Below are 26,732 nucleotides of genomic sequence, written 5' to 3' on the forward strand. Positions count from 1 at the left end.
AGCCCTAGACTCGGGTGCTGGAGGAAGTGTGGAGTTATGGAGACTAGAAACAGCAACTGGTGGAAAGAAAGTGTGGTTTATCAAATTTATCCCCGGAGTTTTCAGGATTCAAATGGAGATGGAGTAGGGGATTTGCGTGGAATCATCAACCGGCTCGGGTATTTAAGGGATTTGGGCATCAATGTTATTTGGTTGTGTCCGGTCTACGATTCACCTAATGATGACAATGGGTATGATATTCGGGATTTCTATAAAATTCAGGATGAGTTTGGAAGTATGGAAGATATGCTCGAATTGATCACACAAGCGGAAGCGTACGGAATTCGTATGATCATGGATCTGGTAGCGAATCACACCTCTGATGAACATGCTTGGTTTATGGAGTCCAGAAGCTCTAAGGACAATCCAAAGCGTGACTGGTATATATGGAAGCCGGGGAACGATGGTCAGGAGCCTACCAACTGGGAATCGAATTTTGGAGGTTCAGCTTGGGAATATGACGAGACCTCACAGGAATATTATTTACATTGTTTTTCTAAGAAACAACCGGATCTCAATTGGGAGAATCCCGAAGTTCGCCAAAGCATCTTTTCCATGATGGATTGGTGGATTGACAGGGGAATAGCCGGATTTCGCATTGATGCGATCACATTTATTAAAAAAAATCAGCAATTTCCGCACCTTAAGTCTGAAGACGACCGCCGCTATGTTCCTCTGGCAGAAGCTTGTTTGAATCAATCCGGAATTTTGGATTTTCTTCACGAGATGAAACAGGAGGTTCTTGAACCACGCAATGTGATGACGGTTGCGGAAGCTCCTGGAGTTCCGATAGAGCAAATTCATGAATATGTAGATGAGCAGAACGGCGTCTTTAATATGATATTTCAATTTGATCATGTAGATCTGGATGCCAAGCCAATGGCTAAAGGAATCTATCATCCTTGGAAGCTGACTGAATTTAAGCACGCGTTATCTAAATGGCAGCTTGAGACAGCCAATAAGGGCTGGATGGCACTTTTTATGGAGAATCATGATCATGTGCGTTCGGTTTCAAAATTCGGTAACGACGGGATATACCATAAAGACTCAGCTAAAATGCTGGCTGCCTATTATTTCTTAATGCGAGGAACACCGTTTATTTATCAAGGTCAAGAGATTGGAATGACCAATTATTTCATGGCTTCAATTGAAGAGTATAGAGATATTGAGAGCTTAAATTATCACCGTAATGAAACTGCACTGGGTAGGTCTGAGGCAGATATCCTGAACTATTTAGCAATCAGAAGCAGGGATCAGGGGCGTACACCGATGCAATGGAGTTCAGAACCTATGGCCGGATTTACGAATGGGCAACCATGGATTAATGTGAATCCGAATTATTCGTCGATTAATGTGGAGGAAGAGCTACAAGACGGTAATTCAATCCTTCATTTTTATCGGGAATTAATCAAGCTGAGACGGGACAATAAAGCGTTAATTTATGGTGATTATCGTGAGATTTATGTGGACTCGAATGAGCTAGGTGGATATGTTCGAACTTATGAGAATGAATGTTGGACAGTAATCTGTAATTTTACGGATCAAACCATTCCATTAACCGTCCCTCTTGCAGGCTATGTTGTGCTGTCTAACATTAATAATCAAGATCATGGTCTGTTGAGGCCTTATGAGGCTTTAATATGCAAAGGGGAAAAAAGCGCAGATGTAGCCGAAATCTAACGAGGGGGATTTATAATGCAAATTAAGAATGAAGCTATGTTGATTACCTATGCAGATAGCCTCGGGAGTAACTTAAAAGAATTAAACGAAGTATTAGATAAGCATCTGCGAGGCATCGTTGGAGGTGTTCATTTACTACCGTTTTATCCTTCTTCGGGTGACAGAGGATTTGCACCAATGGATTATACCAAAGTGGATCCTGCATTCGGAGATTGGTCGGACGTCGAAGCGATGAGTAAAGATTATTATATGATGTTTGATTTTATGATTAATCATATCTCCAGACAATCTCCTTATTTTCAGGACTTTCTTGAGAAAAAGAATGCATCAGAATATGCGGATTTGTTTATCCGTTACAAGGATTTTTGGCCGAACGGGGAGCCCACTCAGGATGATGTGGATTTAATATATAAGCGTAAACCACGCGCTCCATACGTTGAGGTTGCCTTTAAGGATGGTAGCTTGGAGAAAGTATGGTGTACCTTTGATGAACAACAGATTGATCTGGATGTGACCACAGCAACGACGCAGAAATTCATTACGGACAATCTTACCTTTTTGGCGGAAAAAGGGGCTTCAATTATTCGACTAGATGCTTTCGCATATGCCAACAAAAAAATCGGTACGAATTGTTTCTTTGTTGAGCCGGATATTTGGGAGATGCTGAATCAATCTGAGCAGACCGTTGCCCCTTATGGCGTGACCGTTTTGCCGGAAATTCATGAGCATTATAGCATCCAGTTAAAAATTGCAGAACAGGATTACTATGTATATGATTTTGCGTTACCAATGTTGGTGCTGCATGCTTTATTTAGTGGGAAAGTAAACCGGCTGGTTCATTGGCTGGAGATTTGCCCGAGAAAACAGTTTACAACACTAGACACGCATGATGGTATTGGTGTGGTGGATGTAAAGGATCTTTTAAGCGATGAAGAAGCAGAAATGACAAGAGAAAGTCTCTATAGCCAAGGAGCTAATGTCAAAAAAATATATAGTACCGAAGCATATAACAACCTTGATATTTACCAAATCAACTGTACCTATTATTCAGCACTTGGGAATGATGATCAGGCTTACTTGCTGGCGAGAGCCATCCAATGTTTTGCACCAGGAATACCGCAAATTTATTATGTGGGACTATTAGCTGGAGTGAATGATATAGAGCTTCTGGAAAAGACCAAAGAAGGACGGAATATTAATCGGCATTATTATACCCAAGATGAGATTGATGCTGAGGTGAAGCGCCCGGTTGTGCAAAAGCTCTTTAACATTTTGAAATTCAGAAATAGTAATCCAGCCTTTGATGGAGATATTCAGATTGAACAGTTGGATGAGAATAATGTGGTGATAACTTGGAAAAATCTGCAGAACGAAGCGAAATTGGAAGCGAATCTGTTAACCAAGGCATTTACGATTTCGCAAAAAGAACGGTCAGCAGATTGGGAGATGGTTGTACTGTAAGGGAATATCCAGTGTATTAATGAATCATGTTAAAATAGGGGGACGCTAAAACGCGTTCTTCTTTTTTGTGTGAATAACCTTATAGAAACGATGGTGGGTATGAAGATTGAGTACGACAATCAGGTGATCGAGTTTAATGTTCAATATGGAAATGGCAAGAAAATCTCCATTCATATAGATTCTTCAGGGCGTATAACACTCAAAGCTCCCAAGAAAACAAGTGAAGAGACGATTAAAAGCGTGGTTGAGCGTAATGGCAAATTAATAGTGGAGAAGCTGCAGAGCATTGAAGCAAACAAAGAAACGCCAAAGCTTAAAGAGTATGAAGACGAGGGCAAGTTCTTGTATCTGGGCAAATATTATTCGCTGCAAGAGCTAATAGAGACAGGGGATTTAAATGAGGAAGAGCTTAAACTGAAGCTGAAGAAGTTCTATTTTGCTAGCTGTAAAAAGATTGTAGGCGAACGAATTAATAGATATCAGACGCAGCTTAGAGTAAAGCCTAAGACCATTGACATTGTTGAGTCTAGAACCAAGTGGGGAAGCTGTAGCTCAGATAAAAAGCTAACCTTTAACTATCGCTTAGCGATGGCTCCAGTGGAGGTTATCGATTATGTAATCATCCATGAACTGTGTCATTTACTTCATATGAATCATGACCGCTCTTTTTGGCGAAAGGTTGGAAGCCTCATGCCGGATTATAAGGAGAAGGAAGAGTATTTAGCTAGATATGGGCGTGCTATGACGCTGTGATCATCAGGGTGTAATTCAAGTAGACCATTTTCTGGTGAATAAAAGAAAGATAAGAGGTAAAACTATTTCCACTAATAGAACTGGAAGAAAATTAAATGCGGAGGTAAATGATGACACAGAATAAAGGAAATTCACAACGCCAGATTCGAACTTCAATTCTTTGTTTGATCTGTGCCTGCACCGTCCTATTAAGTGGCTGCTCTAAAGCTGCCAATGAAACCACACAAGTAACTCCAACGCCTACAACAGAAGCCACTGCACCTGTGGCTACGAACAATGCAACAGAACAACCCAATGCATCATCCGGTACCAATACAGAGGGGCTTCCGGCGGATGTTAGCGTTCAGAGAGTCATTAAGGAAGTCACTTTAAAGGATGGATATCATAAAAAGATTGAGCTGCTGACTGACGGCGGCAAGCGGGTTACCATTACGGATCCGAGCCAAAAGATTGTTTTACAGCAGATTGAATATGATGGAAAGATTACTACGTCTAATGGTAAACAGGTTACCGTTAAAGTCGAAGGTGGGGGAGAGCAGACCCTAACCATCCCCGATCATGTAGTGATCGAAGATGAGGATAAGCTTGGATTGATGCCAGGTGTTGATATCGAATGGACAGTGAATGCCGAGGGGCAAATCGAAAGTGTTGAGCTGGAGGATTAAAAAGATATCGGGGTGGCTAGATGAAATTTCTAATCGTACTTGGCAGTATAGTGGTACCCATTGTCATGCTAATGATACAACGGAAATGGATAAAGTGGCGCATTGTATTTAATGTGGCTTCTGTGTTGTCTGCGCTTATCTTAGGTAATATTTCTGCCCTAGCCATATATGAAATATTAAGGGATAACACAGTATTTATGACTTCGATCCATGCGATTTTTTTGAATCCAATGTTCCTTTTAACGGGAGCCTATCTTGGAGTATATCTGGTCTATCGCTTGATGTTGATGACGTATGAAGAAGTTTATGTATGATGTAGTTAAAAATAGGAGTGTCCCCATGAAGGGACACTCCTATTTATGTTATACAGTGAAAGCTAAGAAGACTTTCCTACAACACTAGTGCCACTCTTCGTGATCTTGTAAGTAAGGATATCACCATTCCAGAAGTGGAATTTCAAGATGACCTCTCCGTCTTTAACATCTTTAAAGAAGGCTGGGAGCAGCTTGATTTCTTTTGTGTTATAAGACGGTGAGAAAGTATTGCCGAACTCCTTGAATGGAGTCCAATCTTGAGGGCCTGCATTGCCGCCAGCGGTATAGACAGCCTCCATCGTGGCAAGCTGGTTGCCATTAAAAGTAGTCGGAATCGCAAACGATTCAGTCGTACCTTTGGCATCACTTAATTTGGCAGTGTCATTCACGATGATCTTTAGTCTCCACGCAACGCCTTTGTTGAATTTCAGCGTTAACACAGCATTTTCACCGTATTTTTGGGAAGCTGTGAGCTTTTTAAGTTGGCTGGCCTTGAGTGTAAGCTCCTCGCCATTTAAGGTGTAATCTTTGCCTTTAGTTAGATATTTGCCATTTACACTAATGGTAGTAAGCTTATTTCCGTTTAGATTAAGCTTCACTTTGGTGTCTTTGATGGTTGCACCTTTTTTAAGATAGACCAGATCGCTTTCGGTACTGGAGGAACGTTCCTTCAGACCGGACATTAATACATTGTGCAGCTCGGAATCGGACCACTTATATGTTTTGCGGTTGAAATGCTGCCCATTATCCCAGAGCATAGAGGTCATTTTCTTTTCTTTTAAATAATAGGTAAGGTACTCGAAGAATTTCAGCTTCTCGCCTTGTTCAATCACACCTGTATCTTTATCGAAGCCCAGTAGTCCAAACTCACCAACGATAACCGGAATTCCTTTAGCTACGAATGTGTTGTAAACGTTATCAAAAGTTTGGGTGATATCGTTTTTTGTATCTTTTTCAAACGTGGTATAGCCGGCGATATTCACACTGAACGGCCAGAAGCCATAGAAGTGAACGGTAGCAATTATATTCGGATCGTTGAGAGCTATAATCGTTTTGTAGAGCTGATCCATTCTAGGCTGCGTAGGAGAAGTCTCTAATGAAGGTAGAACTAGCGGACGTACATCATTCTTTCCACCGGAGTTCCGAACGATTTGATGGAAGGAAGTGTTGAGTTCTGTAAGCATTTGCTCCATCTTCGCTTCATCGGTGCTTCCGCCATCTGTGAAGCGGGGTTCATTGATGCTTTCGAACATCAGCTTATCGGATTTATCCTTGAAGCGGTCCGCAATTTGAGTCCATGCTGCGTTATAACGCGCGAGCGTTTCATCATGCTTCTCTTCCATATGACTTACCCATAACCAGGAGTCGTGATGGACGTTAATCATTACATAAAGCTTGGCGTCCAGCGCCCAGCCGACCACTTCTTCGACACGATCGAGATAGGCTTTTTCAATGGTGTAGTTCGGTGCTTCACCTATGTGTGAATCCCAAGTGATAGGAATCCGGATACTTTTGTAGCCCTGTGCGGCAATTTTCTTAATCAGTTCTTGGGTCACACGCGGATTTCCCCAGGAGGTTTCATCCTCACCTGTAGCATCTAGAGTATTGCCAAGGTTCCATCCGGGCTGCATATCGTCTACATAGGATTGGATTTTACTCTTTGGTGCTGCTTTAGCTTGTTGCTCGTCCTTGGTAGCAGCGGCGGCAATGGATGAGAACAAAGAGAGCAGAAGAGCGGTAACAAGGGTCAATGATAAGAAGGATTTCTGGATTCGAGTAGTCATTGAATTCTCCTTTGTAAGATCATTTTTGAGGATGCTTAAACCTGACCTTTCCTCAAGCACTTTGGTACGTAGATGAACACTGGCACCTCCATTTTTTTGTTGTAAACGCTTACCAAATACCCTAACATAGAACATTTGTAGTGAGTACCTTACTAATTTGTGGTAAATTCATATGGAAATTAGTGATTTGAATTGATCCCAAGAGTGATGGAGGAATAACCAGTGAGCAGATTTCATTACATAGGCTCGGCTACAGAGCTTCCGTTAGGAGAAAGAGGCAGTGTACTGTCAGAAAAGACATATGATGAAGTGAAAAATTCACCAGAGTATAAGAAACAAAGAGAGGCTCTGCGCCTGCAAGGCATAATTCCTTTGGATGACATTGCAGATCTATCTCATTTAAGAGATGAGGACTGTCTTGTATATGACTCGGAAGAAGATGCAGCGGGTATTTTTATAGAGGAACTTGGGTATTGGAACGATGAGATTCGCAAGCATTTTCGGAGTCCGTTTGTGTATCGGATTTCACCTAATTGGGGTAGCTTCTCTGTATCCCCTGAGCTAAAGAATACTCTACCGGGTTCGTATAACGCCTCACTCAAGTGTTGCCTGGAGTTATTTAAACTTATGACAGATATCGGAGTAGCTGGCACCGTGTTTGAGCTTTATACTTGCTGGGCAGAGGAGGAAGGGCACCCACGTAATAAAAAGTATGACCGAATCTTTGATTTGGCCTCTTTGTCACTGGAGGATGGTTTTGAGCTGAGAGAAAAAGAGTATATTGTGGTTGAAATGGTTTGATATTCAATAGATTTATCTCCAACTACTTGTTATACAAAAAACAAATATTGCATGACAAAAGCATCTATATTAGATATGATGAAGCATGGAAAAATTAATATTAGCAATAGGTGCCAATTATGAATGTTTCGGAAATACAATCATAGATTGGTTAAATGGAAAGCGGGTGTGAATCCCGCGCGGTCCCGCCGCTGTGAAAGAGGAGTCCTTGCAAGGTACCACTGGGAAACTGGGAAGGTAGCAAGGGTGATGATACTTGAGCCAGAATATCAGCCTGTTTCTGATACACCGTTAAACTCTACGAGCGATAGAGAGGTGTTTGATATAGTATATGCCTGCTATTGTTGCGGTTCACTATCTTAAACCTCTTGACGTTATGTTGAGTGGTTTTTTTGTAGTGCTAAAAAAGTTTATTCTGTTTTTTATCATAGGAAAAGAAGGGAAGGGTTATGGAAACATGAAGAATAATAAGTTTTTAGCTTGGTTACTCATTGTAGCTGTATTTATCACGACGTTCTCTACAAGCGTAATCCCGGCTCATGCGAATGAAGCAATTGCCGATAGTGCAGTTGTAACAACAGAGGTTGATCAAGCTCTAGTAGAGCAGATTAATGCGTTAGTACAAGAGCCAGATACAGAGAAGCCTACGATTTTGATAGAAGGTATACAAGATAAACAGGAAGTATCCAGTAAAGATGTAAGCTTCAAAGTAGTGGTTACAGACAATGTCTACAAAGACATTATTCCAGTAGTAAAGCTGAACCAAGTCGTTCTGTCAGCTACTAATGGTGAGTACAAAGCATCTCTTAACCCGGGTAGTAACGTAATCGCAGTAACGGCTGTGGATGGCGCAGGAAACAAAGCAGATAATGTAACCTATCAGGTTACTTATAAAATCACTGCCAAAGAACAGTTAGATAAAAGCTTGGCCTACATCGTTAACACCGTAAAGAATCCGTCATTTGGAACAGGCAGCGGAGAATGGTCGATTCTTTCTCTAGCACGTGCGAACTACAAAGTACCTAACGGTTATTACAATCTCTATTACAACAATGTAGTTACGAAAATAAGTTCGATGATCAAAGAGGATGGAAAACTCGACGCTAACAAAAGCACAGAGAATTCCAGAGCGATTCTAGGCCTTACCTCTATCGGAAAAGATATCACGAATGTTGCAGGTCATGACCTAAGAAATGCACTCGCTGATTATCAATATATTCAGAAGCAAGGGAACAACGGTCCCATATTTGCTCTGATTGCACTAGATAGTTATAACTACGAAATTCCAGTATTATTCCCTGATCCTGATGAGAAGGGAGTAATCTATCAAAGCACAAGAGAAAACCTGGTTCAGTACATCTTGGATAGAGAAGTTAAAAAAGGTGCAGCAGATGCTGGAGGCTGGGCATTAGGTGTAACCAAAGCCGACGTCGATATGACCGGGATGGCGATGCAAGCACTTGCACCTTATTACGCAAAGGATCCTAATGTAAAAGCTGCCGTGGATCGAGCGATCGCATGGTTATCGAGTGTACAAAATGATCAAGGCGGATTCACAAGCTGGGGAAGCACAAGCAGTGAGAGCATCGCACAGGTTGTTGTTGCTTTAACTGGCGTAGGCGTAGATCCGCACAGTGACCCTAGGTTTATTAAAGAAGGAAATTCACTTATAGATGCTTTACTTAGCTTCTCTGGGCCGGATGGTGGATTCAAGCATATTCTCACCGGTAAAGTAGACGCTATGGCTACGGATCAAGGTACATATGCACTCGTATCCTATGATCGTCTGATTAATAATAGCAAACGTCTCTATGACATGACTGATGTTCAATTAGAACAGCCTACTACCGTTGTAGCAAAACAACAATTAAATAAAAACCTTGCCTATATCCTAAACACTGTAAAGAATCCGTCATTTGGAACAGGTAGCGGGGAATGGTCAATTCTTTCTCTGGCACGGGCCAATTACGAGGTTCCAAGTGGCTATTACAATCTTTATTATAACAATGTAGCTACTGAAGTAGCTAAGCTAATGAAGGATGGAAAACTCGACGCATCGAAAAGTACTGAGCATTCCAGAGCGATTCTAGGACTTACCTCGATCGGAAAAGATATCACGAATGTTGCAGGCTATGATCTAAGAAATGCACTTGCAGATTTTCAATATGTTCAGAAGCAGGGGCTTAATGGTCCTATATTTGCACTGATTGCCTTAGATAGTCATAACTATGATATTCCTGTAGTAGAAGGCGTTACAGATCAAACCACAAGAGAGAAACTGGTTCAGTATATTTTAGAAAAAGAAGCACCAACTGGTGGATGGGCGTTATTTGGTACTAAAGCCGACACCGATATCACCGGAATGACGATGCAAGCACTTGCACCTTACTATGCAAAGGATCCTAATGTAAAAGCTGCTGTGGATCGGGCGGTTGCATGGTTATCGAGTACGCAAAATGATCAAGGTGGATTTACAAGCTGGGGAAGCACAAGCAGTGAGAGCATCGCACAGGTCATTGTTGCTTTAACTGGTGTAGGCGTAGATCCGCACAGTGACCCAAGGTTTGTTAAAAAAGGAAATTCGCTTATAGATGCACTGCTTACCTTTGCTGATCCGGATGGTGGATTTAAGCATATTCTCACTGGTAGAGTAGATGGTATGGCTACGGACCAAGGTACGTATGCACTTGTGTCTTATGACCGTCTGATCAATCATAGTAACCGTCTTTTTGATATGACTGATGTGGTAATTGAACAACCACCTGTACAACCAGAGGGTCCAAAAGAATTCCCGTTACCTTCTGGTGATAAGCCGGAAGTTAAAATCAATGATGATGCTCATGATTATATCGTTCCGATCAGCGCCGGAGACAGCAACAAGGAAATAACGGTAGTTATTCCTAAAGACCAACAATCGAAGGTTAGTGTTAGTTTACCTATTAACAGCGACCTTCCTCAGATTGAGGCTGCCAAAGGTGACGTATCCGTAGTCATTCCTAAGGGTGCAAAAGTTACAAGCGGAGATGCCTCTGCGATTGAACTGATGTCACCTTTAACAGGCACAGAAGCTGCACTAAAAGATAGTCTGAATCAGATTATTTCCCAGGATAAGAAGCTGGAGAGCATTATTCATGCTTTTTCCATGGGTGGCAGTGCAAGAGTAGAATTCAGTCAATTTATTACGTTAACCTTTAAGGACCTTAAAGGAAAAGATGCAGCTTATATTCAAAATGGTACACCTCATGCGATTCAAAAATTTGCAAGCGATGACTTAGGCTTTGCAAGCGGTAAGTCTGAGTATGCCTATGATAGTGGAAATGATTTAATCGTAAAAACTAATCATTTCACTGATTACATTGCGTATTCCTCCAGTGCAGTACAAACGCCTGGTGGTGACGGTAATGGTGGCAATGACGGTGGAGGAACCACTCCATCGAAGACATACGTAACCCTATCCGTGGATAAGCTTACGATTAAGAAGGGATATGTTGTTCCATCTGTACAGGTAGAGCTACAATCTGGTGACACAGTATGGTCTGTACTAGAGAGAGTGCTAGATAGCCGCGATATCGACTATAGATATTCTTGGAACAGTACATTTGGAAGTGTGTATGTTGAATCCATAGCTGGCGATGGAGAATTTGACCATGGTAGCGGTAGTGGATGGATGTATAATGTGAATGGAAATTATCCTAATTATGGTGCATCTTCATATAACCTAAGCGCTGGGGATAGAATTCAGTGGCGTTATACTACGAATTTGGGTGCGGATCTAAATGCACCGATGCCAACCCCATCTGCGACACCAAAACCAACGCCTAAACCTAGCGGTACTCCTGCTCCTGGTGATGTAACTAATCCAAGTGTTCCGAATGTGAGTCCATCTCCAACAGCGACTCCTAATGGCATTGAGCAACTGTATAAAGACGCTGATAAGATCTCATCATGGGCGTTCTCAGCGATTGAAACAGCTACAGTAAAAGGGTACATCCAAGGTAATAATGGTCAAGTGAATCCGAAAGATCATATTACAAGAGCAGAGTTTACTAAGATCCTAGTTTCTGCATTAGAACTTGATATTAAGAGTGACAAAGGCATTACCTATAAGGATGTCGCTCTGGGTGATTGGTTCTATCCTTATGTGAATGCTGCGCATAAAGCAGGGTTAATTACAGGCTTTAATAATGAATTTAAGCCAAATGACAAGATTACTCGCGAGCAAATGGCAGCCATTATTGTCAGAGCATTATCAATCCCGGCTACGAAGCCAGGTACAGCTATTAAAGATATCAATACCGCGTCCGCATGGGCTAAAGCAGATGTGGAAACCATTGTTGCCACCGGACTTATGTTAGGTGATAATAATCAGTTTAAGCCTAAAGAGCTTGTAACGAGAGAAATGGCAGCTGTTGTTGCTACTAGAACCCATGATTATAAGAGTGGCGACAAAGCGGTTAGTCCATATATTCAGAACACAGCAGCCTTTTTGCAAAAAACAGTAACAAACCCGGTCATCGCCTCGGTTGGCGGGGATTGGACAGTGTTCGGGCTGGCACGTTCTGGTGTGAAGGTTCCAGATAGTTATTACGCTAAGTACTATGCGAATGTAGAAGCAACCCTTAAAGAAAAAGCTGGGAAGCTGCATAGCGTAAAATATACGGAATATGATAGAGTTATTTTGGCATTAACTTCAATCGGCAAAAATATTGATAAAGTGGCGGGTTATAACCTACTGGAACCGCTCGCGGATTTTGATACTGTAATCAAGCAAGGTATTAATGGACCTGTGTTTGCGCTGATCGCACTGGATAGTAATCATTACGACATTCCAGTAGTTAAAGATGTAAAGACGCAAACAACAAGAGAGCTGCTCATTGATTACATTTTAGGCAGAGAGATCAGCGGCGGGGGATGGGCATTAGGCAGTAATGCTACTGAGGCTGATCCGGATATCACTGGGATGGTTATTCAAGGCTTAACCCCTTATTACAAAACGAATGCCAAAGTAACGGCTGCTGTAGATCGTGGAATAACTTGGTTATCCAAAACACAAACAGCAGACGGCGGCTTTGCAAGCTGGGAGTCTACGAACTCCGAGAGCATTGCTCAGGTGATTGTAGCTTTAACTGGACTTGGTATAGATCCGCATAAGGATTCCAGATTCATTAAAAATGGACATTCAGCGGTAGATGCGTTGCTTGGCTTTGCTGCAGCTGAAGGTGGTTTTTATCACGTGAAGCAGGGTGGAGTAGGCAACGGAGGCGCGAAACCAGGAGAAGTAGATCTTATGGCTACGGATCAAGCGATGTATGCACTGGTTGCTTATGATCGGTTCGTTAAGGGTCAGACGAGTCTTTATGACATGACAGACGTTAAATAGAACTATATTTAGAAGAGATAAGCAAGGGTAGCGTGTATACCCTTGCTTATTATTTAAGGTGGGGAACTTAAGAAATGAACAAGAAAAAATGGCTAACAGCGATACTAATTAATGGTGTGTTGGCGATTGCCTTCTTTTGGGGCGGGAATTATCAGAAGAGCCCGAACAAGGTTGCGAGTAACATTGCAGAGTCTCAGGTTGTAGAATCAGACAACACGGCTTCGAATCAGAATGTTGATGTAGAGCCTTCAGCCTCAAGTGATGCCGAGACAACGGAGATAGCACCTACAGCTACGCCTGGCGAAACAGCTAAGCCCGTTGAAACGGTAAAACCAACTGAAGAGGTAACGCCGACCGAAACTGCGGTAACAGATGTTGAAAAGCCGACCGCAACACCTAAATCGGATATACAGGCACAACCTACCGCAACACCGAAAGCGGCTAAAACGTCCGTGCCGGAAACGAAAGCGACGGCAAAACCAGTAACCAAACCAGATTCAAAAGTAGCGACAACAGAAACCAAGCAGGAACCGAAAAAGGATAAATTCCTTACCGATCCAGTGCCGAGCGGGAAACCTAAGCCCGTGGAATGGCAAGATGCAACAGTGGATAAGAAGAAGCAATTAACGGCTACATTGTCCGTCTCGGCGGCAACGATTTTAGATAATATGGATATTTTTAATAAGGATAAGCTTGAAGTATTGCCGGCAGATGGTATCATTTATAAAGCGCAGAAGGTAACCTTTTATGAAGGTGAGTCTGTGTTTGATGTTTTGTTAAGAGAGATGAAGAAGAATAAAATCCATATGGAATTCAGCATGACGCCGATCTATAACAGTAATTATATTGAAGGTATAAATAACCTGTATGAATTTGATGCTGGAGAGCTTAGTGGATGGATGTACAAAGTTAATGGCTGGTTCCCTAACTACGGCAGCAGTCGTTATGTTCTTAGTGATGGCGATGTCGTTGAATGGGTATACACTTGTGATTTAGGTCGAGATGTAGGTGGTTATGTAGCCACAGGAGGAGCACAGAAATAATGAAGGATAGCTTTTCTACCTTTCATCCGTTTGTGAATTTTCTATATTTTGTTGTGGTATTGCTGTTTAGCATGGTGTTCATGCATCCCATATTTCAGGTGATTGCCCTTATCAGTGCAGTGGTCTACTCCTTTATGTTAAAAGGAAAGAAAGCCGTTCGATTTAATCTGCTGTACATGGTTCCTTTTCTACTATTTATGGCGATTATGAACCCTGTTTTTAATCATCAAGGGGTAACGATCCTGTTCTATTTGAACAATGGAAATCCCATTACGAAGGAATCCATTCTTTATGGTGTAGCAGCGGCGTGCATGTTTGTGACGGTAATCATCTGGTTCTCCTGTTATAACGTCGTGATGACCTCGGATAAGTTTATTTATATATTCGGAAAAATACTGCCGGCACTGTCGTTGATTTTTTCGATGGTGCTTCGTTTTGTTCCTAGATATTTAGCGCAAATCAAGGTGATTTCGAATGCCCAAAAATGCATAGGCCGGGATGTCACACAGGGAAATCTCCTCGCTCGAGCACGCAATGGGATTACGATCCTATCGATAATGACCACCTGGGCTCTGGAAAATGCGATTGAGACGGCGGATTCTATGAAGTCAAGAGGATATGGATTGCCTGGACGTACAAGCTTTTCGATCTTCCGTCTAGATGCCCGGGACAAAGTAGCCCTCTTGATCATGACAGGCTTAATTGCGATGGTAGCCATCGGCGCAGCGATGGGTGAGAACACGATGAGATATTATCCGTCGATTAAAGCGAGCGCAATTACACCTTTTAGTATCCTTGTATATATCGCTTATTTTGCGCTATGTATGATCCCTGTGCTCATCAATATGGTGGAGGCAATGAAATGGAAATCTATCGAATCGAAGAACTAAGCTTTGCTTTTCCTGAACAAGAGCAGATGGCTCTTTCGAATATCAATCTTACGATTGCAAGCGGAGACTTTATTACTGTGTGTGGAAAGTCAGGCTGCGGCAAAAGTACCTTACTAAGACAACTGAAAACAATCCTAACCCCACATGGCAAACGCCAAGGGGCGATTTATTATAAGGGTCAACCTGTAGAGGAGATCGATCATCGGACACAGGCAGCAGAAATCGGTTATGTACTCCAAAGTCCGGACAATCAAATTGTGACGGATAAGGTGTGGCATGAGCTGGCTTTTGGTCTTGAAAGCTTAGGTTATGACAATTCTACGATTCGTTTACGCGTGGCTGAGATGGCGAGCTTTTTCGGAATTCAGACCTGGTTCCATAAAAGTGTGACTGAGCTATCAGGTGGCCAGAAGCAGTTACTCAATTTAGCGGCGATTATGGCTATGCATCCCTCGGTTCTAATCCTTGATGAGCCTACCTCTCAGCTAGATCCTATCGCGGCTTCCGATTTTTTGGAGACGGTCAAGAAGATAAATCGCGAGCTTGGCACAACCGTTATCATGACCGAGCATCGTCTGGAGGATGTTCTTCCGCTCACAGATCGGCTGATTGTGCTGAATGAGGGCGTTGTAATTGCTGATGATACCCCGCAAAGGGTGGGCGAGGCCTTAAGTAAGCTGAATCATCCGATGTTCCTGTCCATGCCCTCACCGATGCAGATATACGCAGGCGTAGAAAATGGCTTAGCATGGCCTGTTACTGTGAAGGAAGGTCGCCAATGGCTGGATGCTTTTCTGAAGGATAAGACACCTGCACTGATGACAGAATCTCAGCCAAGCATGAAAGCGGACGGCCCTGTTGTCATAAAGTTCAAAGATGTATGGTTTAAATATGATAAACACGGACCCGATATCATAAAAGATTTGTCTTTTGAAGTGAAGCAGGGGCAATTCTACTCTATTGTTGGTGGAAATGGAACGGGGAAGACGTCGACGCTGTCGCTGATGAGTGGCATTCTTCAGCCGTACAGAGGGAAGGTTCTAATCGGTGGGAAGAATCCAGCGAAGATGAACGCCAAGGAACTGTTTACTAACAATCTGGGTATTCTCCCGCAAAATCCACAAACCTTATTTGTGAAAAAAACAGTCGAGCTAGATCTATTCGAAATGTTATCCCAGCTTCCTTTAACGAATGAAGAAAAGGTGGCTAAAGTCGAGGCTGTGGTTAAGTTCGCAGAACTGGAACATCTTCTTTCGATGCATCCGTATGACCTTAGTGGTGGAGAACAGCAGCGTGCGGCATTAGCGAAGGTGCTTTTGTTAGAACCAAAGATTCTGCTGCTGGATGAACCGACGAAGGGACTGGATGGGCCTTTTAAAGAGAAATTAGCTTTATTCTTACAGAAGCTTAATGCTGAAGGTGTTACCATCGTAATGGTTTCGCATGACGTTGAATTTTGTGCCAAATATGCGGAAGTTTGCGCCATGTTTTTTGATGGAAGTATCATTACTACGAATGAAGCGCAGAAGTTTTTTGCGGGAAACAGCTTCTATACGACTGCCGCTAACCGTATGGCGCGTCATGTATGGAGCGAGGGAGTAACGATAGAGGGTGTGATTGATTTATGTCAACGAAGCAGGTGATGAGTCGTCGTTTGAGTCGTCGAACTTTATTAGCGGGACTGCTAATCTTTGTAGTTATTCCAGCTACAATTTTGTTAGGCATTTTCGTCCTAGATGATCGCAAATATTACTTTATTAGTCTATTGATCGTCCTCTATACAATGATTCCGTTTGCGATGGTGTTCGAGAATCGGAAACCGCAGGCGAGGGAATTGATCGTCATAGCAGTGTTAGCAGCCATTGCCGTTGCTGGACGCGCAGCCTTTTTCATGTTGCCACAGTTTAAGCCGGTGGTTGCTATTGTGATCATTGCAGGTGTGAGTTTAGGGGCTGAAGCAGGATTTCTGGTGGGCGCTGTTGCGGGCTTCGTCTCCAATTTCTTTTTTGGGCAGGGACCTTGGACGCCTTGGCAAATGTTTTGTTTTGGCATCATTGGCTTCCTGGCGGGCATTTTCTTCAAGAAAGGTCTGCTTAAAAAGACTAAGCTGTCTCTCTGTATATTCGGAGGGCTAGCGACGTTCTTGGTATATGGAGGCATTATCAATATAGGCTCGCTGATGATGTTCACTTCAGAGTTCTCATGGTCGGCTTTGATGACGACTTATATTTCCGCCTTTTGGTTTGATATGGTGCATGCCATCTCGACGGTGGTGTTTTTGTTTTTTATTGCTAACCCTATGATTGAAAAGTTGGATCGGATAAAAACGAAGTATGGGTTGATTGAGCCTTAGGGTGTTTGTGCGGGGTGTTGTGCGCATTGCGCTGGCGGACGCTCCGCTTTTCCACAATCAGTCCGTTCTCTCCGCTGCCATCAGCGCGAAACCCAAAACACAAACAACCTAAAGGGCTTAATGAACCCACCTTCGGTTTTTAGCCGAAGGTGGGGAGGTAGTGACTAGTGGCTGTGATACTAGCAACTGAGAAACATAATGGGAAGAGAATATACCCAGTGGCGATGCTCCTAGATCTAACCTAACAAAAACAGGCGATGCTCCAGTAACCGGAGTATCGCCTGTTTTTTGCTTCTTAGACAAATGTAGCCTAACGATAATTGACGTCCCCACTTCAACGGAATCGTCTAGCGCTATGCTTCCCTGATGAAGAAAGACATTCTTCCCTACCATTACTCCCTCCTCCATCGCAACGGACAATTGGCCGTGGCACACATAAAACAGCTCGAAATCATACAGCTTCCTTCCCGGGAACAAGCGGAGCGCGACCATCTGGAACTGCGCGTAATGAATGGAGGGAGTCCACTCATGGAAGGGGAATCGCTTGCGGACCGGATGTTGGAGCGGGGGCATGGTGGGACAGCACCTATATAGAATTAGATAAAATAACGGAATCGTGCAAAAAGTAACTTTCATAGCTAAATAAAAATCTCCATCATTCTTATATAATAAAGGTAATAATAAGACAAAAGTTGTTCTATTGTAATCCGGAATAGTACAAATGAAAGAAAAGGATATTCATGAAGAAAGGGATTAACATCTGTTTATCCCGCCTAATGGCACCCTTGAATTTATCCCTTAGCTGGCGGATACATTGTCCGTAAGTCCAAGCCGAGGCGGAATCCGCAGCCTAACAAGGAAGCTTGGATCAACATAAAATAACCTCTATGAGTGAGAAGAATAGGATGGATGCATCGTGAAAAGGTATGGGGCAGTCGTGATAGGCTGTGGTTATATGGGCTCACTTCACTTGGATGCCATATCAAAGCAGGAGAGGGTCCGGTTGATTGGTGTCGTAGATTGGAACCAGGGCAGGGCCTCCCAAGTGGCAAGCCAATACGGAGCCGAGTGTTGGAGTACAGATTACCGGGCCTTGATAGAGCGAGAGGATGTGGATATGGTCATTATCGCCACGTACCCGTCCTCCCATCTGGAGATTGCAAAAGCATGCCTCGCGGCAGGAAAGCATATCCTATGCGAAAAGCCGATGGCGGGCAATGCACGGGAAACGCAGGAATTCATGAAGCTGGCCCGTGGAGCCAAGACCAAGGTGCTGATCGGTCACATCCTTCGTCACAACACCACTTACCAGGCAGTTATGAAGATGATCCGGGAGGGTGCTATCGGCTTCCCCCTGGTTATTCGGTTAACCCAATTGAAGCCCTCCAAGAATTGGGATTCCCATCTGTCCCTGCTCCGGGACGTCTCACCGATTGTGGATTGCGGCGTCCATTATATCGATGTGATGCGTTGGGCCACAGGGGCGGACGTGGTAAGCGTCAATGGGATCGGGCAGCGTCTCTATGAAGAAGTCCCGCCGTACACTTACAATTACGGACTCATGACCCTCCGTCTATCGGATGGCTCCATCGGCTACTTCGAGACAGGGTGGGGCAAGGGGATGCCGACTGACAACCGGAAGGAATTCATCGGACCGGCTGGCCGGATCCGTATCATCTACAAGAATGATCGACCGCGAGAGGAGCAGCATCTGGGAAATCTGGTCGAGGTCGAAGACAACCGGAAAGGAACGGTCCAGAAGATCAATATGGACTTCTCCGTGAAGCCTACGGGTGCCCAACTGGACTATTTCCTATCTATGCTGGAGAACAACTTGCCCGCTATACCGGCAATGGAGGATGCCTACCGGGCAATGGAGATCGCTCTCCTGGCCGACCAGGCAATCCATGAAGGAATTACGTTACCTTGCGCGAAATAAGGGTGGAAGGGAGGAGGCGCCCGCCCGAGAGGGATATAGAGCGGGTGGTCTCCTTCATCCGCATTACAGGTAACGCAGAAGGCTGTGCGAAATCTCGGGGATCGAGACTGCGTATTGAAAAACCGGATAAACGCGGGTCTTAATAAACAAGTTAATTAATGGGGTTGTTTTGCTGCATTAGCCCCAGTAGGACTCCGAACGGAAGGGAATGAACCATGGAAAGAAAATTGGAAACCTTAGTAATTTCTCACCTGACAAATCAGACGGATGTTTCACATACAGAAGAAGTCCAGATCATCAAGCAGTATCAATGGCTTAAAGAGTATAGTCCTGTCGTTACAGCGAGATTAAATTACAGTCAGGAGGATCTAAAGCTTCAGTTTAAGGTTTACGAAAAGAATCCAATACGAACATATAGAAACATGAATGATCCCGTGTATAAGGATAGCTGCATCGAGTTCTTTTTTCAGCCTAATCCGGATTCGGACCAGCGCTATATGAATTTCGAATTTAATGCGAATGGCACAATTCTCTTGCAGATAGGAGCGGATCGGTATGATCGCTTCCCAATCACTATCAATCCGGCGCTTTTCCGCATCCTATCCACCACAGATCAAATTAATGCTAAAGGGGAAGCGTATTGGGAATTAAGCTTTTCGATCCCATGGGCTTGGGTACAATCTTATTTTCCGGATTTTCGGGCAGTGCCGGGAAAAAAGATAAGAGGAAACTTTTACAAGTGCGGCGACGATACGACCTATCCGCACTTTGGAACATGGAGCAGAGTTCATTCGAACAAACCAGAATTTCATAGCAGCAGTGATTTTGGGATTCTGTACCTAGAGTAACAACATAGAGTTAATGAATAACTTCCGAATCCGCATATGCGGGGTTGGAGGTTTTTTATCTTTTTTAGGGAAATTAGTTTTGTTCTAAGACAAGGGTAGCCTAACGATAATTGTCGTTCCCTCTCCAACCGCACCGTCCAACGCTATGCTTCCCTGATGCAGAGAGACAATTTTTTTAACGATCGCAAGTCCGAGACCATTGCCGTTGTTGTTTCCGTGCCGCGACTTGTCTATTTTATAAAACCTTTGGAATACGGCGTTGAACTCTTCCGGGGAGATCCCGATTCCATTATCGCTGATAGTGACGGATACTTCTGCTGCATTACGATCTATACTGATGCGGATTTTCCCGCCTTCCGGTGTGAACTTGATGCTGTTGCTGAGTAAATTCATCCATACTTGCTTCAGTTGATCTTCATCGCCCATAATTTTGACAGCTTCCGGTAGTTCTAAATCAATAACAATGCCTTTGGCTGACCATTGCGGCTCACAGGTTACAATGATTGTTCTAATCTGCTCATCAAGATTGAAGGGACTTGCGTTGAAGGGATGATGTTCAGAATCCAGAGATGCGAGCTTCAGTAGATTATCACTTAGCCTCGACAGTCGTTCACTCTCCGCAATGATGATATCAAGATATTCACTGCGTTCCTCTTCCACGATCAAATCATGGTTTTGCAACGCTTTGGCAAAACCAGAAATAGACGTAAGCGGTGTCTGGATTTCATGAGAAACGTTGGATACGAAATCCTGCCGCATCTGTTCCAACTGTTTAAGTTCCCCTGTCATCTCCACATAACTTTGTGTTAATTCCCCGATTTCGTCTATTCGGTTCACTTTAAGCTCCACCTCGAAATCACCCTTGGCCAGCCTTTTTGTCGCATTCGTAAGTGCTTTGATCGGCTCTACCAAATATCTAGCGGCAATAAGAATGCACACACTACCCAGTAAGAGCACGAGTAATAGCACAAAGAGCACCATCCGATTGACGATATTTTCGTTCTCGGCAGAATACTGCAAGAACATCGCACGCCACTCTCCGTCCAACATAAAGGGTATACCGATAAAGATATCCTTATCTTTCGCAGAAGAGCGGTAGAGCTTTCCTTGCAGCACTTGTTTGACAGCTTCGGGGGGGACAGTGACAGCCGGACTACCCTTGAGCCCATAAAAGGTATGTTCTCCGGCAAGATTGTACAGGTGGATAGGGTGTGCGGATACCTTAACCATACTATTCAGGAACTCATCCGTATCCATAGGTTTGGCGTCATCATAGCGGTGAATGATTTCTTTTCCCACTACGATCATTTCATTCTGCCCCTCGTAACTTATTTGTTTCTGAAAGACATACAATCCAATGAAAAAGGAACAGATTAGACTAAAGATAATGATGCCTAGAAACGTGAGAATGACACGTACATACAGAGTCTTGATCATGGCGTAGGAATCAGCCTGTATCCCAGGCCGCGGGCCGTTTCGATTTGAAATTGCTCGTCGTTGCCGCTGAATTTCTCCCTCAACCGACTTATATGCACATCTACAGTCCGTCCGTCTCCTTCATAATTCAATCCCCAGATTTGAAGAATCAACTGTTCTCTTGTAAAGATTTGCCCGGGGTGACTGGCCAACAGAAACAGAAGCTCAAATTCCTTCAAAGGAATCGTGACCGGTTCTTCACCGCGCGTGACCTGGAAAGTACGGCGGTTGAGCAGCACATTACCTAATTGCACAGACTGTGAAGAAACGACCAGCGAGCGTTTAAGCAAAGCTTTTACTCGCATCACGAGTTCAAGCGGATCGAACGGTTTGGTTAGATAGTCATCTGTACCCAGTTGAAAGCCTTTCACTTTGTGTGCAGATTCCGCTTTAGCCGTCACCATGAGGAGGGGGATGTTGGCATCAGACCGCCTGATTTCTCTGCAGAGATCCCAACCATCCAATCCTGGCATCATAATATCTAGAATGACGAGATCAACTCGCGAGTTCTCTATTATGGACAAGGCTTTTGTACCATCCCTGGCTTCTTTAAGTTCAAAACCTTCTTTTCGCAAAAATAAAGACATTAGCTTTCGGATGTTATCATCATCATCAGCGATAAGTATAGTAGCCACGATTTTCCTCCTCTATTAAGCTTTCATTATATCTGATTTGTTCTTGGGAGTAATGGCGTTATCCGAACTGCCAACCCAACAGGTTCCAATAGTAGAAGAACAGAGTCATCGCCACAGCCGAAAGCGCCACTAACGTATAATGCACACGCTTGAAAGCTGTCCAGTATTTATTCTTCCAAACCAATATAGCCGAGATTAGCAAAGCTAAAGTCAGACCAACCAAAATGATTGGCATAACTAAACTGAGAGAAAGCGAAAGCCTGATTCCGCTGAACTTCTGCATTATGTCCATGGACATAACCACCATAAATAACGTGACGAAAGATAGCAGCGCCCAACCAGCAGTTCCCGCAGACAGTCGGATGGCCCATTTTTCCGGAGGCGTCATCGCCTTAATCTTGCGTCTGGAGAAGAATAGTCCGAGCAATGAAGTGATGAGAATCAACCCCGAGAACCCTAGTACGATAAGCCAAAATTTATTCTGATCCAACAGTGGCGTACGCTCCAGCGGCATATCCGGGATCATCCCTAAGATCATATGTGTAACTTTACCGGACTCATTCGTGCGGAAGGCAATTTGTTCGGTGCCTCCCTCGAGTTGGAACAGATTCGGGCCGACTTCACTATACAATTGTTGCTCACTGCCACTTCCCAAGGATAGCTTATTATCCTCAACCGAGACGTTCAGCTGGGCAAGAAAGTTGAAAAACTTATCAATATCACTGATGTTTCGGCGTGTGAATTGATAGGCTCCTGCATATTTCTGAATAGATTCATCAGAAGCAATGAATTCAGGCTGCGTTGCATCAGGAGAAGGGTAGTAGCGGTTGAAAAAGGCTTGGATGAGACCTGCTGCCGAATCACTTCCCTCACCGCCGTTGTAGGATACAAAGATGCCTACATCCTTGGCAGGCACAAGATACAATTCTGTATTGAACATGGGGTCGGAACCACCATGAGTGATCAGTGTGAGATCATTGATTCGTTTCTCTGCGAACCCAAGATCCACTCCCGGCAGACGTTTATCGAATTGAAACGCCGTTGAATGCATTAGTTCTGCCGTCTCGGGTCTCAGAATCTGTTGGCTACCATATTTCCCATGCTGTAGATGTGCAATCATGAAGTGCGCCATATCTACTGCAGATACGGTACCAGAGCCGGCAGGACGAAAACCACCCTCAAATGTAGGTGTGCCAGGTACAAAGCTGCCGTTTTCGCTGTTATACCCTACAACTTTGTAGGGGATGAAGGAATCCGGTAAAGGCTCTACAACAGTCGAATATTTCATGTCGAGCGGATCGAAAATATATTTCTTTATATAATCATTGTAAGGAACACCGCTAACTTCCTCTACAATTAGACCTGCGAGTGTAGCACCGTAGTTTGAATAAGAACTTATCTGTCCGGGTGGTCTTACCCGTGCCAACATATGCTTATTGAGAGTTTCCGAGATTGACCCCGGCAATTTTGCAGGGTCTGTAGTGATTTGATAACCAACGCCACCCTCTTCGAACCCTGCTGTATGTGTCATCAAATGGCGCATCGTGATCGGTTCAGGATAAGTAGCAGGGATCTTTACTGATTTCAGGTAGGTATTAATATCCGTGTCCAGATCAATCTTACCTTGTTCGACCAACTGCATCACTGCTGTCCAGGTGAATAACTTAGTCGTTGAAGCAATTCGAAACATGCTGGTTGTCGGGTCAACTGATTCAGCTTTTTCCAGATTGGAACTGCCATAACCTTTGGCCAAAATAATTCTGTCGTCCTTTACGATGGAGATGACCGCTCCCGGAATTTGTAGCCGATTCATATCTTCTTCCATGATCCCATCTACGAAGGCAGTTAGACCTGCGGTATCATCGAGATTGGCAGGTGCTTCAGTCTGAGTTATGGGTAGCGCGGTTTGATCCGTCCGGGTCTCGGCCGATGCTTGTTTCCCGAAAAACACTAGGTTCGTACCTAATCCGGCGCTAATTACAACCAATAGGGTGAGACCAGCGATTAGTCTTTTTTTCATAGATGTTAACATTATTATCCTCCGTATTATCATTTATCGGGATTGGATGATCATCCACCTAACGCTTATAAACATTATCAGAGTAGTGTGAATGGAACGTTAACAAGACTATTTTCATCAGAAGGAAATAAAGACAATTAGGTTACTGAGAATAATACATAGAGAGTTAACGAAAATGAAAGATCTAGGAATGGAAGGATTTAAAGAAAGATGGGATTCAGATTTTCCGATAAACGCCTAAAATGGGCTATCTGAAACTATTCATAAATCAAAGTAAACAGCGGTAGTCAAGGACGTGATTTCATTGTCCTTAGCTATCGCTGTTACTATTAGTGTCAGTCTGCTCTTCTACACTTTCCCGTTTATCGATTAGCGGTAACGCTGTGCGTGGCATTCCCCACATTATTTCGCCGATGGGTGACCTCAAGGGCGGAGAGGTCGCCATCCAGCGCTTTGAGTCCGGGGAGTAACAAGGCTGCGCTAGCACATAACATTGGAAGCAGTCCAGCGATTAGGAACAATACAGGCACACCGTAGTGCTCAGCAATTGCGCCGCCTGCAAAAGCGCCAAAAGGCTGTAAGCTGCCACCGATCAAAAAGCGAATAGAATTGACTCTTCCTTGCAGATTACTTGGAACTAGGCGTCCGTGTAATGAAGAACTTAAGGAGCCGAAGAAGGGGCTTAAGGTTCCGGTTGCAAAGACGGCAGCGAGAGCAAAAGGAAAACTAGGAACTAACCCCCATAGCGAAGTCACTAAACCTATGGTCCCCAGACTGCCGAGCATGACAAGCCGCCTTTTTTTAATTTCCCCTATCATGGAAATCACACTTAGCCCGACCAATGTTCCAAGAGCGAAAACTGTACTTAGAGTACCCATCGTCGCCGCATCGCGGTGGAGCACTTCGCGTACAAAAGGGACCATCATCGTCCAGACGGCAATTGAGCTTAAATTACTGATGGAGGCCATGACCATAATCATTAGCATTGCAGGGAATTGTTTATAGAAGGTAAAGCCCTCGGCTATTTCACGAACGTAAACGGAGAGGGAGAAACGGCCTTGGGTTGGAGAGGCTTTCGGCAGCTTTTGCAAGCTGAGTAGGGTAGTGATGGCGGCTAAGTAACATAACATGTTGATGCCAAGAGCTGGCAGCGCTCCACTGGCAGCGGTTAACGCACCGGCTAAGGCAGGTCCCAGCAGGGCTGCTGCGCTTTTGCTCCCATCAATGATAGCAAAAGCCCGCACCAGCTTCCGGCTGTCGGCAACGCCAGGAATAACAGCCATCGCTGTTGGCATGAACAGTGCAGCACAGGCGCCGCTGAGGCTCGCGGCAACAAAGAGATGCCATAGCTGCAGTTGGCCAGTCAAGCCCATGCCGAGTGGCAGTGCTATGGCTAGCAATCGAATGGCTGCCAAGCAGGCCATAAAACGGACCCGGTGCAATCGGTCGGACAGCGGTGAGCCGAGCAGGCGTAGCAGCAGTTCAGGTATGCCGGAGCTGAGCGCGAGGACTCCCATCGCTAGCTTAGATCCCGTCAGCTCATAGACGAGCCATTCCATAGCCAGTAAGCCGAAAGCATCTCCAAAAGCGCTTAAAGTAATGGTCGAGAGTAGACCATAATAGCTGCGTTTTATCATAGCTAGGTAGCTCCTTTTTTTATGCTTAACTCTCCAGATACGTCCCGATTTGCTGGGGCAGCCCATTTAAGGCTTCTAAACGCAGGCTGTACGAAGTGCTTTTAACATTGGTATGGACAATGACCAGTCCGGCTGCGCGCAGCGCAATAAGATGGTAGTGGATTGTACTTTTGGAAAGTCCCACCTCACGCACGATTTCCGTGAAATTCAGTTGTTTGCCTGTGAGTAAACGAAGGATATACAGCCGCGTCTCATCCGACAGCGCTCGGGTAAGGCGGAGTAGTGCTGGAGCAGGCCGTCCAGCTTCCGGAGGGAGAACATCACAAGAGTAGCTAGTGAATACGAATTCATCATACATAGAGGTAGTAACCAATGGACGAGCATGATATTGCGGAATAATAATGACCTGCTTCAGATGCTCAGTTGGATAGAGGCGCATTCCTTCGGTTGCTGCTTCAAAGACGTCCATGTCATTGTTACCGTTCAACGTCGCTCTTCTTGATTCGGCTTCCTGTTCAAGTCCCTTGATGATATTAGGGTCAATTCCACTGAAGTATCCCGCATTCCATTCGCGCAAGATGTCAGAGGCAGTGTCTCTGAGTTCCGCAAGGTTAGAGGGAACCGATTGACCGAAACGTCCGGAGATTTCATACAGTTCGCCCGAAGATAAGCCGTCGAACCAAACCAAAAAGCCTTCTACCGAACGCTCCCCCGGACAAGACCAAATATAGGGAGCCAAACTGAAATCATCAAGTTTCTTAACGACCTCTTGCATTTTACGAAGCAGCATTGGCGCGAATCTTGCTTGAACATCGCGTACCCAGAGCTTGCCGGAATCCATAGCAGTATGGTTTTGCTTGCTTAGAAAAGCGGTCATACTACTAACACATTCATACATGGGTGCAAAATCGACTTCTACTTTATATTCCATGACTTGCTCCATTCCTTCAGTGAGTTACTGAATCAGAATTAGTTCTATAAATATAGAACTATTAATTGGTTTCATTGTAAACG

General features: G+C 44.2%; 21 protein-coding genes and 1 riboswitch. Of the genes, 14 read left to right on the forward strand and 7 right to left on the reverse strand.

What is annotated here, in order from left to right; translation table 11 throughout:
* The first annotated feature begins 36 nt into the window (after positions 1-36).
* The 5 genes from ACDZ28_RS12330 (at position 37) to ACDZ28_RS12350 (ending at position 4,912) form a co-directional block, all read left to right on the forward strand.
* Positions 37-1,719 (forward strand): alpha-glucosidase, encoded by a 1,683-nt coding sequence (locus ACDZ28_RS12330; RefSeq protein WP_375104809.1) that lies wholly within the window; start codon positions 37-39, stop codon positions 1,717-1,719.
* A 15-nt stretch (positions 1,720-1,734) separates the two neighbouring features.
* Positions 1,735-3,180 carry a sucrose phosphorylase gene (gtfA, locus tag ACDZ28_RS12335; protein WP_375104810.1) on the forward strand — a complete coding sequence of 482 codons (1,446 nt, stop codon included), beginning with the start codon at positions 1,735-1,737 and terminating at the stop codon, positions 3,178-3,180.
* 99 nt (positions 3,181-3,279) lie between these two features.
* A complete protein-coding gene (locus tag ACDZ28_RS12340) occupies positions 3,280-3,933 on the forward strand; it encodes a M48 family metallopeptidase (RefSeq protein WP_375105343.1) in 654 nt (217 codons plus the stop codon).
* Positions 3,934-4,040: 107 nt separating this feature from the next.
* Entirely contained in the window at positions 4,041-4,598 is a 558-nt protein-coding gene (locus ACDZ28_RS12345) for a hypothetical protein (protein ID WP_375104811.1), read from the forward strand.
* Between the two features lie 20 nt (positions 4,599-4,618).
* On the forward strand, positions 4,619-4,912 hold the full coding sequence (locus ACDZ28_RS12350; RefSeq protein WP_042124198.1) for a hypothetical protein: 294 nt from the start codon (positions 4,619-4,621) through the stop codon (positions 4,910-4,912).
* Between the two features lie 62 nt (positions 4,913-4,974).
* Here ACDZ28_RS12350 and ACDZ28_RS12355 read toward each other — a convergent pair whose 3' ends face one another.
* Complete coding sequence (locus ACDZ28_RS12355; RefSeq protein WP_375104812.1) at positions 4,975-6,696, reverse strand: cellulase family glycosylhydrolase; 1,722 nt, start codon at positions 6,694-6,696, stop codon at positions 4,975-4,977.
* Between the two features lie 222 nt (positions 6,697-6,918).
* Here ACDZ28_RS12355 and ACDZ28_RS12360 point away from each other — a divergent pair, with 222 nt between their 5' ends.
* The 6 genes from ACDZ28_RS12360 (at position 6,919) to ACDZ28_RS12385 (ending at position 17,163) form a co-directional block, all read left to right on the forward strand.
* Entirely contained in the window at positions 6,919-7,497 is a 579-nt protein-coding gene (locus ACDZ28_RS12360) for a hypothetical protein (RefSeq protein WP_375104813.1), read from the forward strand.
* A gap of 91 nt (positions 7,498-7,588) precedes the next feature.
* Positions 7,589-7,790: riboswitch (cobalamin riboswitch) on the forward strand.
* A gap of 164 nt (positions 7,791-7,954) precedes the next feature.
* Positions 7,955-12,877, forward strand: coding sequence for an S-layer homology domain-containing protein (locus ACDZ28_RS12365; RefSeq protein ID WP_375104814.1), 4,923 nt, complete (start codon positions 7,955-7,957; stop codon positions 12,875-12,877).
* A gap of 74 nt (positions 12,878-12,951) precedes the next feature.
* Positions 12,952-13,920, forward strand: a complete 969-nt coding sequence (locus ACDZ28_RS12370) for a DUF4430 domain-containing protein (RefSeq protein WP_375104815.1) — start codon at positions 12,952-12,954, stop codon at positions 13,918-13,920.
* On the forward strand, positions 13,920-14,810 hold the full coding sequence (locus tag ACDZ28_RS12375; RefSeq protein WP_042124206.1) for an energy-coupling factor transporter transmembrane component T: 891 nt from the start codon (positions 13,920-13,922) through the stop codon (positions 14,808-14,810). Before ACDZ28_RS12370 ends, ACDZ28_RS12375 begins: the two co-directional genes overlap by 1 nt.
* The gene (locus ACDZ28_RS12380; protein ID WP_375104816.1) at positions 14,783-16,453 is read left to right on the forward strand and encodes an ABC transporter ATP-binding protein; all 1,671 of its coding nucleotides are present in this window, start codon (positions 14,783-14,785) and stop codon (positions 16,451-16,453) included. The genes ACDZ28_RS12375 and ACDZ28_RS12380 overlap by 28 nt, the downstream gene beginning before the upstream one ends.
* Entirely contained in the window at positions 16,435-17,163 is a 729-nt protein-coding gene (locus ACDZ28_RS12385) for an ECF transporter S component (RefSeq protein WP_375104817.1), read from the forward strand. The genes ACDZ28_RS12380 and ACDZ28_RS12385 overlap by 19 nt, the downstream gene beginning before the upstream one ends.
* Before the next feature lie 117 nt (positions 17,164-17,280).
* Here the strand turns inward: ACDZ28_RS12385 and ACDZ28_RS12390 are convergent, their stop codons facing one another.
* Positions 17,281-17,556 carry a hypothetical protein gene (locus ACDZ28_RS12390; protein ID WP_375104818.1) on the reverse strand — a complete coding sequence of 92 codons (276 nt, stop codon included), beginning with the start codon at positions 17,554-17,556 and terminating at the stop codon, positions 17,281-17,283.
* Between the two features lie 33 nt (positions 17,557-17,589).
* Between ACDZ28_RS12390 and ACDZ28_RS12395 the strand changes: the two genes are divergently transcribed.
* The 3 genes from ACDZ28_RS12395 to ACDZ28_RS12405 all read left to right on the forward strand — a co-directional run bounded on the left by ACDZ28_RS12395 (position 17,590) and on the right by ACDZ28_RS12405 (position 19,950).
* Positions 17,590-17,757 (forward strand): hypothetical protein, encoded by a 168-nt coding sequence (locus tag ACDZ28_RS12395; RefSeq protein WP_375104819.1) that lies wholly within the window; start codon positions 17,590-17,592, stop codon positions 17,755-17,757.
* A gap of 343 nt (positions 17,758-18,100) precedes the next feature.
* Complete coding sequence (locus tag ACDZ28_RS12400; RefSeq protein WP_269321989.1) at positions 18,101-19,102, forward strand: Gfo/Idh/MocA family protein; 1,002 nt, start codon at positions 18,101-18,103, stop codon at positions 19,100-19,102.
* Between the two features lie 215 nt (positions 19,103-19,317).
* Positions 19,318-19,950 (forward strand): carbohydrate-binding family 9-like protein, encoded by a 633-nt coding sequence (locus tag ACDZ28_RS12405; RefSeq protein ID WP_076120090.1) that lies wholly within the window; start codon positions 19,318-19,320, stop codon positions 19,948-19,950.
* Between the two features lie 84 nt (positions 19,951-20,034).
* On the opposite strand, the gene ACDZ28_RS12410 is transcribed toward ACDZ28_RS12405, so the two are convergent.
* The 5 genes from ACDZ28_RS12410 to ACDZ28_RS12430 all read right to left on the reverse strand — a co-directional run bounded on the left by ACDZ28_RS12410 (position 20,035) and on the right by ACDZ28_RS12430 (position 26,649).
* Positions 20,035-21,387, reverse strand: coding sequence for an ATP-binding protein (locus tag ACDZ28_RS12410; RefSeq protein WP_375104820.1), 1,353 nt, complete (start codon positions 21,385-21,387; stop codon positions 20,035-20,037).
* Entirely contained in the window at positions 21,384-22,061 is a 678-nt protein-coding gene (locus ACDZ28_RS12415) for a response regulator transcription factor (protein ID WP_076120088.1), read from the reverse strand. The genes ACDZ28_RS12410 and ACDZ28_RS12415 overlap by 4 nt, the downstream gene beginning before the upstream one ends.
* Before the next feature lie 58 nt (positions 22,062-22,119).
* Positions 22,120-24,081, reverse strand: coding sequence for a serine hydrolase domain-containing protein (locus ACDZ28_RS12420; protein ID WP_375104821.1), 1,962 nt, complete (start codon positions 24,079-24,081; stop codon positions 22,120-22,122).
* A gap of 362 nt (positions 24,082-24,443) precedes the next feature.
* On the reverse strand, positions 24,444-25,718 hold the full coding sequence (locus ACDZ28_RS12425) for an MFS transporter (RefSeq protein WP_375104822.1): 1,275 nt from the start codon (positions 25,716-25,718) through the stop codon (positions 24,444-24,446).
* A 25-nt stretch (positions 25,719-25,743) separates the two neighbouring features.
* Positions 25,744-26,649 carry an ArsR/SmtB family transcription factor gene (locus ACDZ28_RS12430; protein WP_375104823.1) on the reverse strand — a complete coding sequence of 302 codons (906 nt, stop codon included), beginning with the start codon at positions 26,647-26,649 and terminating at the stop codon, positions 25,744-25,746.
* Positions 26,650-26,732: the final 83 nt, after the last annotated feature.

It is taken from the genome of Paenibacillus sp. RS8, from assembly GCF_041956825.1.
Lineage (GTDB): Bacteria > Bacillota > Bacilli > Paenibacillales > Paenibacillaceae > Paenibacillus_AQ.